Origin of the sequence: Gimesia sp. (genome assembly GCF_040219335.1) — a bacterium.
Lineage (GTDB): Bacteria > Planctomycetota > Planctomycetia > Planctomycetales > Planctomycetaceae > Gimesia.
Window position 1 is genome coordinate 340,427 of record NZ_JAVJSQ010000029.1, and the last position, 15,786, is coordinate 356,212.

At 54.8% G+C, this 15,786-nt stretch carries 11 protein-coding genes; 7 read left to right on the forward strand and 4 right to left on the reverse strand.

What is annotated here, in order from left to right; translation table 11 throughout:
• The first annotated feature begins 8 nt into the window (after nt 1-8).
• From RID21_RS23270 to RID21_RS23300, 7 genes are all read left to right on the forward strand, one after another.
• A complete protein-coding gene (locus tag RID21_RS23270; RefSeq protein ID WP_350193059.1) occupies nt 9-872 on the forward strand; it encodes an NADP-dependent methylenetetrahydromethanopterin/methylenetetrahydrofolate dehydrogenase in 864 nt (287 codons plus the stop codon).
• A 145-nt stretch (nt 873-1,017) separates the two neighbouring features.
• The gene (locus RID21_RS23275; protein WP_350193061.1) at nt 1,018-1,611 is read left to right on the forward strand and encodes an RNA polymerase sigma factor; all 594 of its coding nucleotides are present in this window, start codon (nt 1,018-1,020) and stop codon (nt 1,609-1,611) included.
• The gene (locus tag RID21_RS23280; RefSeq protein ID WP_350193063.1) at nt 1,608-2,228 is read left to right on the forward strand and encodes a hypothetical protein; all 621 of its coding nucleotides are present in this window, start codon (nt 1,608-1,610) and stop codon (nt 2,226-2,228) included. Before RID21_RS23275 ends, RID21_RS23280 begins: the two co-directional genes overlap by 4 nt.
• A 474-nt stretch (nt 2,229-2,702) precedes the next feature.
• Nucleotides 2,703-5,309, forward strand: coding sequence for a BamA/OMP85 family outer membrane protein (locus RID21_RS23285; protein WP_350193065.1), 2,607 nt, complete (start codon nt 2,703-2,705; stop codon nt 5,307-5,309).
• Nucleotides 5,310-5,416: 107 nt separating this feature from the next.
• Nucleotides 5,417-6,031: a DUF447 domain-containing protein gene (locus tag RID21_RS23290; RefSeq protein ID WP_350193067.1), complete on the forward strand. Its 615-nt coding sequence runs from the start codon at nt 5,417-5,419 to the stop codon at nt 6,029-6,031.
• A gap of 44 nt (nt 6,032-6,075) precedes the next feature.
• Entirely contained in the window at nt 6,076-7,059 is a 984-nt protein-coding gene (locus RID21_RS23295; RefSeq protein WP_350193069.1) for a beta-ribofuranosylaminobenzene 5'-phosphate synthase family protein, read from the forward strand.
• 138 nt (nt 7,060-7,197) lie between these two features.
• Nucleotides 7,198-8,376, forward strand: coding sequence for a DUF1501 domain-containing protein (locus RID21_RS23300; protein WP_350193071.1), 1,179 nt, complete (start codon nt 7,198-7,200; stop codon nt 8,374-8,376).
• A 42-nt stretch (nt 8,377-8,418) separates the two neighbouring features.
• On the opposite strand, the gene RID21_RS23305 is transcribed toward RID21_RS23300, so the two are convergent.
• The 4 genes from RID21_RS23305 to RID21_RS23320 form a co-directional block, all read right to left on the reverse strand.
• Nucleotides 8,419-8,955, reverse strand: coding sequence for a hypothetical protein (locus RID21_RS23305; protein ID WP_350193073.1), 537 nt, complete (start codon nt 8,953-8,955; stop codon nt 8,419-8,421).
• Nucleotides 8,956-9,050: 95 nt separating this feature from the next.
• Entirely contained in the window at nt 9,051-10,391 is a 1,341-nt protein-coding gene (larC, locus tag RID21_RS23310; protein WP_350193075.1) for a nickel pincer cofactor biosynthesis protein LarC, read from the reverse strand.
• A gap of 228 nt (nt 10,392-10,619) precedes the next feature.
• On the reverse strand, nt 10,620-11,660 hold the full coding sequence (locus RID21_RS23315) for a prenyltransferase/squalene oxidase repeat-containing protein (protein WP_350193077.1): 1,041 nt from the start codon (nt 11,658-11,660) through the stop codon (nt 10,620-10,622).
• A gap of 34 nt (nt 11,661-11,694) precedes the next feature.
• The gene (locus tag RID21_RS23320; RefSeq protein WP_350193079.1) at nt 11,695-15,753 is read right to left on the reverse strand and encodes a coiled-coil domain-containing protein; all 4,059 of its coding nucleotides are present in this window, start codon (nt 15,751-15,753) and stop codon (nt 11,695-11,697) included.
• Nucleotides 15,754-15,786: the final 33 nt, after the last annotated feature.

A 15,786-nucleotide genomic window follows, 5' to 3' on the forward strand; every position in this document is an offset into this window, starting at 1 on the left:
GAACTCTCATGAAAAAAATACTGATTCAACTGGATTCCAGTCAACATGCCAGCACGTTTGATCGCGTCGTCGCCATTGATGCCGGCGTGGATGAATTGATGAGCTACCACGAAGTGACTCCCGTCAACGTCGAAGCACTCGTGCATGGTGCCATGTTTACCCGCGGACCGGAAGATCTCAAAAATACCGCACTCTTTATCGGCGGCAGTGATACCCATTCGGGTGAAAACCTGCTACGGAAAGTTCAGGAAACATTTTTTGGACCCGTGCGGGTTTCGGTCATGATGGATTCCAATGGCTGCAATACCACCGCAGCTGCAGCCGTGCTCGCGGCAGATAAGCATCTCGATTTCTCCGAAACCAAAGCGCTGGTGCTCGGCGGCACCGGCCCCGTCGGTCTCCGTGCGGCACAACTGCTGGCCCGTCGTGGCGCTGAAGTGGTCCTCGCCTCCCGTTCGGAAGAACGCGCCCAGGCTGCCTGTGATGCGATTACAGGACTCGTCGAAGACGCCCGGGTGCAACCGCTGTCTCTTAAAGATCACAAACAACTGGAAGCCGCCAATCAGGATACCAGCCTGATCATCTCCGCCGGAGCAGCCGGCGTGCAACTGTTACCCGCAGCCTGCTGGAAGCCGCTGAAGAATCTCAAAGTTGTCATCGACCTAAACGCGGTTCCACCTGCCGGCATCGAAGATGTCGACGTGATGGACAAGGCTACCGAGCGGGACGGAAAAATCTGTTTCGGTGCCATCGGGGTCGGCGGGACTAAGATGAAAATTCACAAAGCCGCCATCCGTAAACTCTTCGAAGCCAATGATCTCGTTCTCGATACCGAAGAGATCTATCAGATTGGCGTCGAACTGCAGTCCTGACTCCAGTTCATTTTCACTCCAGATTCGCGAGTTCCGGTTGCATCGGAGTGACTCTTACCGCTAAAATCAGGAATGGATCTGTGTGGATTTCCGCACAGGTCGTTCCTCCCTTTCAGGCCGTTTTACTTCGGTAACCTGGTAAGCCATGAATCAGAAACTGGACGATGCCGCCATCATGAAACGCGTCTGTGCAGGAGAATATCTCCTGTTCGACGAACTCGTGTTGCGCTATCGTCAGCGTCTGTTACGCTTCGCCTGGAGCAAATACGGGAACCAATGTGCCGCGGAGGACCTCGTGCAGGAAGCATTCCTGGCTGCCTATGCGGCCCGGGAGACTTACAATCCTGCCTTTGCCTTTTCAACCTGGATCTGGACGATTTTCCTGAACCTCTGTCGTCGGCATTACAAGCGGGAAATGAAGCAACCCCGCGAAGTTGTGCGGTCTGCATTGGGAACCAGCGAAGAAATCAGGATTCCCGAGCCCAGTTCGACCGAAACACCCCTGCAGACCGCTCTCAGAACCGAGCAGTTTGAACTGCTGGTGACTTACCTGGCTGATCTGCCGGAAGTCCAGGCGGATGCACTCCGTCTGCGGTTTTTTGGAGGACTGAAATTCTCTGAAATTGCTCTGACGATGGAATGCAGTCTTTCGGCTGCAAAAATACGTGTGAAAAATGGATTGCTTCAACTCGCTCAGCGTTTTTCTGAAGAGACCCCTTCAGAAGGAGAAGTCTCATGAATTGTGACGAAGCTTTTGAATTAATGACTCATCCTGCGGACTATAACTGTGACGAACTGCAGTGGCACCTGCAGATGTGTCCCCGTTGTCGGCAGATGCAGGAAACGCTCGCGCCCGCGCTGACCTCGTTCCAGAAAATCTCAGACGGGAATGATCTCTCTGAAGAAGAGCTGGCCCTGTTCGACGCCCATTTTACACACCAGAGTGATTCTCAAAATGACACCGGCTTTACGTCTGGTGGAAAACCGTTCCTCTCGCCGGAGGCAGTACGGATTGCTGAACAGGCGGCAACCCGGTTGAATGCTGAAGTCGGACTCAGCCAGCCGAGTACCGAAGTATCGCCGGCAATCATCCAGCGCAAACGACTGCTGCAGGCCGCCCTGGTGCTGTTCGTCGGTTTCGTTCTGGGCTGGGGAATTTCCATGGATGTTCCCTCTGAGAATATGTCCGCGGGAGCAGCCTCCCTGCCTGCTCAGGAGCCCTGCCTCTGGATCGCCCAGCGGGATCAGAACATCAGTAGCAGTGAGCAACAGAAATCGACCCGCAGCACGAAAGCATCGGCCCACAGCGTTGTCCTCTCCTGTGTTGCCTGCCATCTGCAGTCCTCTGCCGACTAGCTCGAATTCCTCGCTTTGACCAGCTTCTCCAGATTCCTGAAACAGCGGTCGAAAACCCTTCTGCGCTGCGGATAAATCCCGTGGTTTTGTAACTCTTACACGCTTCAAACTTTGCCTGCGTAATTTTTTCTCTACGAACCCGCCAAATCTGAATGACGCCGGGAAACTCGTCTTGCGGCTGTTTTCGTTTTCCGTTATTTCTACGCAACCCACTTCGAATCAGAGGGTAACTTTCCTGTCTTTCAGTCCCGTTTCTCAAATCCTCTCTGAGTCACAGGGACAATGAAAAAGTGATTTCCAACCTGTCACAAGAATGTGAACCTCATATCTTTTCTCGCAATATTTACAATTGGATCTGACATGATAAGAGGTGTCTCGTCTGACACCAGATGCGGCAACGCATTGCGATTGGCTCTAAGCCTGATCCTGGTACAGATAATAATTTTCGGAGACTGCATCAACGGAATCATTCCGTTGATTGATTCCGTTAGCGCGCAGGAACCACAGAAGCGTTCTATCGATCTGAATCAGTCAATCTTTGATGTCCGCGTCGAAGGCAATGAATCAATTCCTGCACTCGCCATTCTCCAGAAAACGAAAATTCAACGTGGCCGTCCCGCCACACGCGACATGGTTCTTGAAGACGTCCGCCTGCTGTTTGCCACACGCTGGTTCGCCAGTGTGGTTCCCGTGTATCGTCAGACCGAACAGGGGCTGGTACTTGTTTATAAAGTCAAAGAACGTCCCATCGTGGAAAAGGTGGAATTCCGCGGCTATAAAAAAATCAAAATCAAACGCCTGCAGGCAACCACTGGTCTGAAGGTGGGTTCGCCTTTCGATATTGCTGCCAACCAGGAATCCGTTAACCGTATCAAGCAGCTTTACGTCGAACGGGGTTACCGGTTCGCTGAAGTGAAACTGCTCAAAGGGGGAGACCCCAACGACCGTGAAGTCATCTTTGAAATCAAAGAAGGCCCCAAGGTCGTGGTTTCCGGTATTAAGTTCCGCGGCAATAAGTTCGTCAGCGACGGCGTGCTGAAGACTAAGCTGCTGACGAAAAAAGCACCGCTGGGAATCAGCTTCTTCGGCGGCAAGTATGATCCTGCTACGATTCAGGACGACCTGATTTCTCTCAAACAGTACTACAATGGCCTGGGATTCTTTGATGTGAAAATCGATGAGAAAATCGGTTACAACAAAGATAAATCCCGCGTGCAGGTCGAATACACGATCAACGAAGGCAAACGTTACAAAATTCGCGACATCATGATTGAAGGCAATCGCATCTTTTCGGAAGAAGAGATCCGCGAAGATATCAAACTGGCTGCAGGCGAATACTTCAACAGCCGCACCCTCGCCACCGACGTGGAAAAACTTTCGGAACGCTACGGCGAACTGGGACACCTGTTTGCCAAGGTGACACCGCAGCCTCGTTTCCTCGAAGCCCCCGGTGAAGTCGATCTGGTTTACAGCATCAATGAAGACAAACCTTATCGCATCCGTAAAATTACCGCCCATATTTCAGGCGATAACCCCCGTACAAAAAGTTCAGTTCTCTTGAACCCGATGATGGTCGCCCCTGGTGACCTGGCCAATCAACGACTGATTGCCAAGAGTAAACGCCGCATCGAAGGTAACCAGGTCTTCCAGAAAGGACCTCAGGATGGACCGCGCATTAATGTGACACGCGTCAATCCAGAGCGGGAAATGCTGGCCAGCCGCGAAAACGATGTTCTGCGGGGACAGAATGCAGACGAACAGCAGGCCCAGAAATTACGTTATCCCAACCTCAAGTATCGCAGCCAGACTTACAAACAGCCTGCTCCTCAGCAGAATCAGGATCTGTTTGAAGGCATCAAAACCGAACCCGTTTCTTATCAGTCCCCTCAGCGGACAGGGCAGATCTTTCGCGGGCAGAACTATGACAACGGTATTCCGGAACCACTGAACCCGCTGTTTGGGGAAAGCCCTCTCGGCGATCCGATGGGCACCGAGTTTCCTCAGCAGCAACCAGGCTGGGTCGACCTGGACGTCTATGCCTCTGAAAGCCGTACCGGACGTCTGATGTTCGGCGTGGGTGTGAACAGTAACGCCGGTGTGGTCGGTTCAATCGTCCTGCAGGAAGAAAACTTTGATATTCTCCGTCCTCCGCGCAGCATGGAAGATATTCTCGATGGTACTGCCTGGCGTGGTGGCGGACAGCGGTTCCGTGCCGAAGCTGTTCCTGGTGACCAGGTCAGCCGTTACCTCGTTAACTGGACCGATCCCTACTTTCTGGATACCAACTTCAGTCTGGGTGTTAGTGGTTTCTACTTCACCCGTTACTATACCGACTGGGACGAACAACGTGTTGGTGGTCGTTTCTCACTGGGCCGTCAGTTGACCCAGGAATGGTCGATCAACACTCAGTACCGTCTGGAAGACGTCAAACTGTATAACCCGCGTACTCCCACCCCCGCCATCGTGCAGGCGTCTGTGGGCGACAACACGCTGAATACATTCCGAATCTCACTGAACCACGATACGCGTGACGCGGCCTTCCTGCCAGCCGAAGGTCACCTGCTGGAATGGGCGGCTGAACAGGCAGTGGGCGACTACACTTACAGTCGTCTCGAAGCCAACGGCAGCCAGTACTTCACGTTATACAAGCGACCGGATGGCGGCGGACGCCACATCCTCTCGCTGAGTGCACAGCTCGGCTGGACCGATACTGATACCCCGGTCTTCGAACGTTACTATGCCGGTGGTTTCCAGACCTTCCGCGGCTTCGAATTCCGTGGTGTGACTCCCCGCGAAAACGGCATCGCCATCGGTGGTCGCTGGAGCTTCCTGGGTAGTGCACAGTACATGATGCCGATCACCGCAGACGAAATGATTCAGATGGTCTTCTTCAGTGACTTCGGTACTGTAGAAGAAGATGTTTCACTGGATCAGTTCCGCGTCTCCGTCGGTGCCGGTCTGCGACTCACGGTTCCCGCCATGGGCCCCGTTCCCGTCGCACTGGACTTCTCTGTGCCTCTCGCCAAAGAAACCTTCGACCAGACACAGGTCTTCAGCTTCTACGTCGGATTCACTCGCTAAGTTGAATGTATCCCAGGCAGGGCTGACAGCGCTGTTCCCGTCGATCTCACGCAATTGGTGCAGCCACTGGTTTCCCCTCAGTCGCTTTCTGAACTATGATAGGGTCTGTGAAAAAACATCGGATTCCGGCAGAAGGCACATTGGAAATGATTCTGGAAGGCATGGTCACCAGTCGCAATCAGGATGGCGAGTATAATCTCGCGCCGATGGGGCCGCTGGTCGATCAGGAAATGACCCAACTCGTCCTGCGTCCCTTCCAGACTTCACGGACCTGTCAGAATCTGAAAGAAACCCGCTGCGGTGTCTTTCACGTCGTTGATGATGTGCTGCTCCTCACAAAAGCCGCTATCGGACGTTTGGAGTCACTGTCGGAAACGTTTCCCGCAGAACAGATCGAAGGGGTCGTGCTCCAATCCGCCTGTCGCTGGTATGAATTCGAAATCGAATCGATCGATGATTCTGACCTGCGGACCGTGATGCAGGCTCGGGTTGTACACCAGGGACGCATTCGTGACTTCTTTGGTCTCAACCGGGCCAAGCACGCCGTCCTCGAGGCCGCCATCCTGGCCACGCGAACGCATCTGATCCCGCAGGCCGAGTTATTACAGCAGTATGAGTCACTCGCCGAAATTGTGCGTAAAACAGCCGGTCCCACTGAAACAGAAGCGTTCCGTTTACTGGAAGAATATGTCACCAGAGCGTATGCTGAGTTGCAGTCTTAAATCGTCTTATCCACACTCACGCCAGCTCGGAAACCAGATTCGCCATGTCACCTGAAGTGATCGTCACCACCGGAAGCCGTCTGCACTGGGGATTGCTTTCGCTCGCCCCCCGCACCGGGCGCGAATTCGGTGGCCTCGGTCTGATGGTGGATGAACCCACGCTGGTGCTCTCCGTGAGATCTGCTTCCTCGCAGGAAGATCAGATCTCGGGCAGTGCAGGCAGCGCTGAGAAAATTCAGACCGCGCTGCAGGTGCTCCGTACCAGTTCTCCAGACTGGCTCGGCGATTACCGTTTTGAGATCACGCTCCAGTCCGAAATCCCCCAGCATTCCGGCTTCGGTTCGGGGACACAGCTCAGTCTCGCAGTAGCCCGAGGACTGGCAGCACTCATGGACCAAGACGAACTTTCATCGGTCGAACTGGCTCAACTTGTCGATCGTGGTGCACGGTCTGCCTTGGGGGTTTATGGTTTCGACAAGGGGGGATTTCTCATCGAAGCCGGAAAACGGGATTCCGCTGATATCAGTCCCCTCGTGTTTCAGGCTCCCTTTCCGGAACAGTGGCGGATTCTCTTAATCACCCCGCAGGACCAGGCTGGTATCTCGGGAGCCGTCGAAGCCGATGCCATTCAACAACTGGGGCCGATGCCGGATGCGTTGACGGAAAAACTCTGTCGTCTGGCGCTGATGCAGCTGGCACCAGCGGTTCTGGAACAGAATTTTTCAGAGTTCGCCAGTGGCCTGACAGAATTCGGACATTTAGTCGGTGAATTCTTTGCACCGGTCCAGGGGGGCGTTCTGGCTCATCCCCGGATGCGGGAACTGGAGCAACTACTGCTCTCACAAGGAGTTGAGGGCATCGCCCAGACCTCCTGGGGGCCGACATTATCTGTAATCTGTCCTGATGAGGGAGAAGCAGAGAGTCTCTCAAGTCTAATTAAATCAGCAGGTTACGGCGAAGAATGCCTGGCCCGTATCGTCAAACCGTTCAATCAGGGCGCCACGCTCGAACACCGGAAATCGGTCTGAACTTTGGATTTTGACTATGAAGTTTCAGAAACAGGTTGAATTCTCTGTGAGGATTTCTTCGACTATAGTCGAGGGCTGGTATAATATTTCACCCACAGCGTATACCTTTGAGACTGTATTCAATCGAGTAAAAGACGTATGAACTCCAGGCAAAAACAATCGGAAGTATCGCGGCGGGATTTTCTCCGCGTGGGCAGTTTAAGCTTTGTCGGCCTCTCCATGGCCGAGCGGGCCGCCCTCGCAGCGACTCGCAGTGATCGCTCTGAGAAAAACTGCATCCTGATCATGATGACCGGCGGCGCCAGCCAGATGGAAACATTTGATCCCAAACCCGATGCACCTGCCGAGATCCGGGGACCTTTGAAAGCGATCTCCACGACGGTGCCTGGTCTGCAGGTGAGTGAAGCCTTTCCGCAACTCGCACAACGAACCGGGCAGTTCTCACTGATTCGTTCTCTCTATCACGATGCCGCCCCGATTCATGAAACCGGTCACCAGTTAATTCAGACCGGTCGCGTCTCACGCGGTTCGCTGAACTATCCCTGCTTTGGTTCAGTTGTCGCCCGCCAGTGGGGACCGCGGGGCGATGCGCCACCGTTCGTTGTACTGCCTCGTCTGGTACACTCCCTGGGAGTCAACACCTACCGAGGCCAGCAGGCAACCTTCCTGGGCGAAGAGTTTGCTCCCGCCACCACGATTGGAACAAAGTCAGCTTCTACCGAATATGAAATCGAAATCGCCGGCGAGTCTCCAGCCATCCAGCAGCAGTACGGCAAGCATCGTTTCGGCAAGCTCTTGCTCCAGGCACGGCAACTGGTCGAACGGGGTACGCGGTGTGTCGTCGTCAATCTGTTTGACGATCTGCATGAGCAACTGACCTGGGACTGTCACGGCACCGGCGCCGGGACCGCAGGAAAAGTTTACGAATACCGCGATTCACTGGGCCCTGCTTTTGACAAAGCCCTCTCCACGCTGCTCGACGATCTGGCCTCCCGCGGTTTGCTTCAGGATACACTCGTCGTAGCCACAGGTGAGTTTGGTCGCACACCACAAATCAACGCTTCCGGCGGACGCGATCACTGGCCGCATGTCTGGTCGGCCCTCGTAGCCGGCGGTGCGACTCCCGGCGGTCAGGTAATTGGCGCCAGCGATTCGCGGGCCAGCAGTCCCGTTGAGCGACCCGTCCATGCAGCCGAATTGACGGCGAGCATTTATCAGCATCTGGGCCTCAATCCTCAGAGCTGTCTCGCACGTCAGGACGATCAGCAGATCAGCCTGGTGGATGCGGCACCCATTGGTGAACTGTTCCAGGGCTAAGCTGCGACTCTGTCAGTTTAAGGTCCTGAAGTTGATCCACTTTCAGGCGGTCTCGGAATCGGGACGTGGCAGATCTTCTGCTAGTACCTTTTCAACTTCCTGCGGACTGCACTGAAAACAGTTGCTGATTTCCTGCGCGGAAAAGCCAGCCTGGCTTAAATAGACCATCATCAGTCGTTGTTCTGCACTCGCGGAGAGCCGCCTCCGCTCCTGCTCATACATCAGAATATCCGGCCCCGCAGCAGATTGCTCAGCCGACAGCCCCTGTTGTGCCAGCGCCAATTGCGTCCGTAGACGATTGATTTCCTGATCCGCTTCCTGCAGCAGTTCATCCAGCACCCGCAGTCGATCTTCACTGCGGGCCTCCACCTCGCGACCGTAATCGTAGAGTTTGACCTCCAGCTGATTCAGCCGGTTCATCTGGTTCTGTTCCATACTGGTGAGTTCGCTGCGGGCCTCTTCCAGTGGATCGCGGTTTTTCGATTTGTGCTGTGCGCGAAAGTTTCTGCGAAGCGACCAGGCAATTACCAGGATCAGCACGCCCGTCAGAATTGTATTGGTATTATTCAGATCAAACATGTTTGGAAAGTCATCCTTTACTTCCAGACAATACCAGTGAGGAACGCATTCTATAATCGCGGGCTGTGATCTTCCTGATCAGGGGCCCGCGTCGATTAATGATCGTGATCGTGATCGTGATCGTGATCGTGGTCGTGATCGTGATCGTGGTCGTGGTCGTGGTCGTGGTCGTGGTCGTGGTCGTGGTCGTGGTCGTGGTCGTGGTCGTGGTCGTGGTCGTGGTCGTGGGGCGCATGTGCACCCGAATCAAATGCGGTTTCTGCAACGCCTTCCAGCAGAAACGCCGCTTCAGCAGCCCGGTATACGGTTCTCAGCGAAATCTGATGGGTAGCGGCTAACTCGGCACACGCTTCATATTCGGGAGTAAAAATCGACTGGTAGTTCGGTCCCAGCGACAGTTTCCCGGCGACTTCTCCCCAGGCGGTTTTGACCTGATGTGGTTTACGGGCGCGGATCGCACGCTGTAACTGATGTCTGCGGAGGCCGAGGGTCTCGGTTTCTTCAAACAGAATTCCTTCCAGCTTCTCGGCCGACTCCGGTTTGCAGATCACACTCAGCATCACCGCGGGGCGATCCTTCTTCATCTGGATCGACGTGCTGTAGACATCCAGGGCTCCCGCTGCCAGCAGCTTCTGTTTGGTATGACCGATGATCTCTCCGGAGATGTCATCCAGATTAGTTTCCAGCAGGGTGACATAATCTGTATGAGCGGGTGTTGCGACTTCGCCGACAAACAGCCTTAACAGGTTGGCCCGCTCCGGAAAGTTTTTGGTTCCCGCTCCGTAGCCGATCTCTTCGATCGTCATCGGGGGAAGCATGCAGAAACGATCGACGAGCGTGGAAACAATGGCAGCGCCGGTCGGCGTGGTCAACTCAGCCTGAATCGGAATGTCCGCCAGCGGAATCCCTTTCAGCAGCTCAGCGGTCCCCGGTGCCGGAACCGTGCAGATTCCATGATCGATTTTGATCTGTCCAAAGCCGGTAGGAACCGGGCTGCAGAGAACCTGGTCGACTCCCAGCAGATCAAAGCCGATCGCGACGCCGACGATATCCACAATCGAATCGATGGCTCCCACTTCATGAAAGTGGACCTTGTCGATTGATGAACCGTGCACTTTCGCCTCCGCTCCTGCAATCGCCGAAAACAGCGAGAGGGCCAGCTCGTACTGGTGGGGCGTAAGCTTATCCGACTGCTTCAAAATAGTGACGATGTCACTCAGATGCCGATGTGCATGCTGCTCGGGATGTTCGATGGTCACATAGGTCGCGTGAAAGCCCCCCTTGATTGTCGAGGAGAACGTCAGTTTCACACCGGGCAGTCCCAGGGAATCGATGCCGGCACAAATCTGATCCGGGTCCACACCCGCATCCACGAGGGCGCCCAGGGTCATGTCGCCGCTAATTCCGGTAGAACAGTCTAAGTAAGCAATCCGCACAGTCAGGTATCCAGGGAAAAAAGGTTAAAAACAGGAAGCGAATTCTAAAGATAACGGGCGGGATCTCCAAGATCAATTCGCTGTCAGGTACTGCTGGAGAAACGGGGTAAGTTTATATCTCACAGCAGGATATCAAGCAGCGGCTTCTCCACCCAAGCGGGGAAAACACAGAAATATCACGGGTTTCGTGCTGCGAGGAAGAAAAGTGCGCCGTGACAGGACGGGCTCTCAACGCTGATAAATGGGCAGATATTGATATTCAACCGCCAGCGCAAGCACTGCCAGCGATGTTGCATAGACCTTGCCGGCTTCTTTTTCACTCCCCTTGGTCGCCAGCCAGCTGCCATCATGCTTCTGCATCTCCAGCAGTTGGGGCATGATCGTATCCCGAGTTTTTTTCCAGTACTCGCCACCCATCTGGAACATCCCGACACTGCAGTAGTAAGCCCCGTAGAAATAATAGAATTCATCCGGGTGCAGGGGACGCTGCACGAGATAGTCGCCGGCTTCAAGGGCATCCTTGGTGTGATGCTGTCCGCAGATTTCCAGCGCCAGTATTCCGGTTCCCGTCCTCGTTGCACTGGGGGCACCGCCGGGCTGGTAGGCAAAGCCCATGTTGTTCCGTCCCCGACAGTGACGGACATACGCGACCGCTTTGTCGATCTGATCTGCAGAGATATCACAGCCGATGTTCTTTGCGGCACGCAGGGCCAGCAGCTGCCAGCCGGTCACACTCAGATCGCTGTCTTTACTCGTCTGGTTATACCGCCAGCCTCCGGCGTTCCGTTTGTCTTTGGGAACATTCTGGGCTGCGACAATCAGTTTCACCGCCCGCTCCAGCACCTGACGGCACTTTTTCTCCCGTTCGCCCGTCAGCATCCCGGCCACTTCGGCCAGCATCAGCGTGCTGATTCCATGACTATACATCGGCCCGTGGCTCTTATGGTGCACTACCAGCCCGTTATCTGCCTGGTGAGCGAGGACCCAGTCGATGCCTTTGTTGATCTGGTCGCCATAAGGGCCTTCTTCAGGAACATAGCCTGCCGCCATGAATGCCATGACCGCCAGGGAGGTCGCTGCCGTCGATTCACCGTAAGAATTGAACGACCACGCACCGGATGGCTGCTGTGATTTTGATAAAAACTGAATCGCCCGCTGGATGCTTTCGTCAGTTTTCTTTTTCTGTGCATCCAGTTCCTGTGCCCGGCAGAGGGCAGGGGGGAGCAGCATCAGCAGTCCCAGCGGGTAAGCGATCAGCCTGAGTAACATTGAATTATCCTGTGATTGAAATCGAACCGGTCGCTTATTTGCTGTCGGATTTCGATTTGGCGATGGCTTCAAAATAATGTTTGATCAAGCGGGCGTATTCGGGATCAGTTCTGCTTTGTGAGCCTTGCAGAATCTCGGTATCCAGTTCGCCGGGCAACTCACCCCAGTTCCGATTAGACATGGCTTTCAGCTTCATTTCCAGTTTGCTGAAGTCCACATTCGTGCGGGCACCGCCCCCTTCGCTTTCTCCCTGTCCCTTACCGGGAGCCATATTGCGGGAAGCAGTCTGGGACTGCTGACCCTGACCGGGATCCGAACCCTGCTGCGCTTTCGACTTCAATTCCGTCGCTGCCTGCGAAAGTGATTCCGCTGCCTGCTTGAGCGATTCCGCAGCCTGCTGCTGGGCAGACTGCTTCCCAACCTGCCCCGATTCTGCCGACTGTTGACTCTGGTTCTTTCCCTGCTGGCCCTGCTGACTTTCAGAGGATTTCCCATTCTGACCCGATTGGGAATCACCTTGGGCCTGCTGCTCGCCCGATTCGGTCGCTTCCTGTTTCTGGTCAGCTGGATTCGACGAGTCCGGCTGTGACTCGGCATCGCGGGGAACCGACTGCTGCTGTTCGTTTTGAGCCATCAGTTGATCCAGGGCACTTTTGAATTCGGGGTTCTGCTCCATCTGTTGCTGAGCCTGGCGGAGCTGCTGAGCAGCATCGGTGACCTGGTTGCCGACCTTTTCGGGAACCGGCGAATCATGGGCTTGCTGCTTGCGAGACTGCTGTGCCTGTTGGGCGGCAGCCTGTAATGCCTGGGCCGCCTGCTGAGCCTGTTTCGCAGCCTGCGCCAGGTCTTCCTGTTGTAGCTTATCAACCGCCTGTTGCATTGATTGACCAGCCTGTTCGGTCTGCTTACGGCTCTGATCTGCCTGGCGGCTTTCTTTATTCAGTTTAATCGGATCGTTTTCCAGCTTCTGCGAAGCCTCAGAGAACTGTCGCGTTAATTCCTGGGTCTGTTGAGCCAGTGTCTGTTGAGAATTCTGGATCGCTGCCTTCCGTGCCTCTTCTGAATTGGAGGCTTCTGCCAGCTTGTTCGCGACTTCACCCTGCAGTTGTGCCATGCGTTCTGCTTCTTCGAGGAACGCATCCCGTTCGGTATTCTGCTGCTGTTCTTTGCGTGCCTGTTGTGCTTCCTTGATTTCATCCGCAATCTGGGCAGCCCGATTTGCTGCCTGGCTCGCTTCGTGGAACTGCCCCACATTGGCCTGCTGTTCTGCCTGGATCGCTTCGCGCGCCATCTGAGCCGCCTTTTGGGTCGACTCCGATTCGGCGCCAAACTTCTGGGCTGTCTCCAGCAGGAAGTTCGCTGCGGCATTCGCCAGATTTCGTTGCTCCTGTTGCAGGGCACGCATCTTTTCCTGAGTCGTAGACTGCCCCTGTGCCCGGGCAGGCTCGTTGCTCATGTTGGTTTCAGCAGGTTGACCATTCTTAGACGGCTCATTATTCGCAGCGGCAGTAGCGGCGTTCTGCGAAGCATCGCCATTCGCTGGGGCTGCGGGTTGAGCTGGAGGCGTTGCCTGGGCAGGGGCCGCATCGTTACCTTGAGGTGCCGCACCCTGTGGGGCCGCTGGTTCAGGCGCTTCCGCATCGCGGGGCAGGGGACGACCCGCAGATACCGGGGCCTGCTGCTGCATTGCTTCAGCGAGTTGCTGTTGTGGCTCGACCAGTTGCGATGCCTGGGTGACCAGGGAATCGAGCTGTTTTAACTGAAAGTTGCGGGCAGCATCTACCAGTTCCGGTCGACGATCCAGCAGGTCATCCAGGTCTTTTGTCAGACGGGACTGACGGTGTTTGAGTTCGGCCTGTTCGTTCGACAGCTCCTGCTTCATTTCCGGTGTCAGTTTTAACTGCTGATGCGGATCATTCTGTTTCTCAGGTGTCTTGTTATCCGCCTGCTGAGGCTCCTCTGGTTTTTGCATCTGCTGTTTGACCGACTCTACCTTGTCGTTGAACGCCAGCATGTCATTCGCCAGGTGATCGGTCTCTTCCGCCAGACGATCCAGATTGTGCAGATCGTTTTCCAGTTCGACCAGTTTTTCATACTGGCGTACCATGTCATCGATCTTCTTTTCTGTCTGCTGCATGGCAGCAGGTACTGGTTTGAGTTCCTGCTGTGCCTGTTCTCGATTGTTGGCTGCTGCCGCAGATTTCAGTGTGTCGTGGTTTTTGACGAAGTCGTTCCGGGCAAGGTTCTGTGTCTGTTCTGCCAGTTTCTGATAGAGGGGCAGTTCCAGAAATTCATTTGCTACGGTTTCCAGCTGCTGGGCCAGCTTGCGTTCCTGCTTGGTCAGCTCTTGCAAAGACTGTTCATCCTCGGGGGAGAGCGCCTCCTGCTTTTTCTGATCTTTCAGGTCAGCAATCTCTTGCTTGACCTGTTCTTGATGTGTCTTGAATTCCTGCTGAATCTTCTTTAACTCGTCCCGCAGTTTCTGCTGCCGGGCCACCACACCTGCCGAAAGCTGCTGCTCAGCATTCTTATCAATACCGAAGACACGCGGCGTCGACCAGACCACATTCGGCCCCGGAACTTCGCGATTGTCTGCAGCCTTGACGCGATAGGTAAAGATATCCGCCTGATCGGCCTGGAGCTCTTTCAGATCGATTTTAAATTCATGGTCCACCGTGGACGTTCCCAGCTTGTCGGCGGGAACTTTAACCACGGTCGCTTTCTCATCCAGTTTCTGAATCTCCAGTTCCAGTTCATTCACGGCATAGTCGTCCAGAACCTTAACAGGAACCGAAAGCGTCTCTCCGGGTTTATAGAACTCCGGTTGATTGTAGAGAGACAGCTCAATTTCCGGTGCGCGGTCCTGAGTGATCTTCACCAGATGCTCAGAAGTCTGGTTTTTCAGTCCGCCATCTTTGCTATGAAAGTCAATATGAAAGACGAAGCTCTGGTTGCCAACAGGCAGGTCCAGTTGCGCAGTCAGCTGATCCTGACCGATGTTCAAAGGCTGTTCCTCAACCGGCGGACGTTCGTTGTTCTCTGCACCAGATGCGTAGTACTGATAAAAGAGAGTGGCCTGACTGACCGGTCGATCGAACGTCAGCTGCAGGGCGATCTGGCTCTGTTCCATCACGCGGATTTCGCTGGGAAACACTGTCAGCTCTTCCACCGCCTGTCCGGTATAACGGGGCGGTGTGATGACCACTCGCGTATCGGTGATCGAGGGAGGCTCCGCCACCTGGATGGCATACTGCTTCGTGCGGCTCGATCCGCTGGAAATTGAATAGGTAAATCCGCTCAACAGCCGCGAAAACTGCGTTGTGTAATGACCGGCTGCCTGATCGAGATCCATCCGGCGTGAGAACGGTTGTCCTTCCGCGTCTTCCCAGGCAATCCAGACTTCATCAATGGTTCCCGGCTGTTTGGTATGCCAGTGAGGAGTGGCGATGATCTGCAGGTCCTCGCCGCGGGCCACAGTTCCGTCTCCCGGTTCAACTTCAAAATAGAGTGAACTGACTGTCGCGAAATTCCCCCAGGGAACGATACTGCGAGAGATCAGCAACTGATAGGCATCGGGCCAGAACAGGAGCGGCGTCAGGAAGACGATAATGGCAATCCCGGCACTCATCACGAAACGCATGGCGCGATCGGAGGGTACCGAGTCGGTAATATTGAAGTTTGTCAGGGAAGCGATGGTCTCCCGTGCCAGGCGTTCGCGCATCACGGAGGAACTCGTGTCGTCGTGGGCGACGGAGAGTTCCAGGACAGACGTCAGTCGTTCGTTGAGAGACGACTGCGATTCCTCGACAATCGCCGCGAGCTCGATAGGCGTTCGTTTATGAAGGACCCGCCGGAACATTCCAAACCAGAGACAGCCCACCAGAACCGTTAATGAAAATGAGGTCAGAGCAATCCGGGCCGTGTTGTTCAGTGAGAACACAAAATCGAGACTGATCTGCACCGTCACCAGGCAGATCAGAACCAGGATCACAAACCCCAGTCCCCGCAGCAGAGCCAGTGAGCGGATGCGTCGATCCAACTGGCCTAATTGCCGTTTGAGTTCATTGACGAATTGATCTAACTGTCCATCCATAGTCGTTCTCTGAGAGAAGTAGTGATCTGGTCA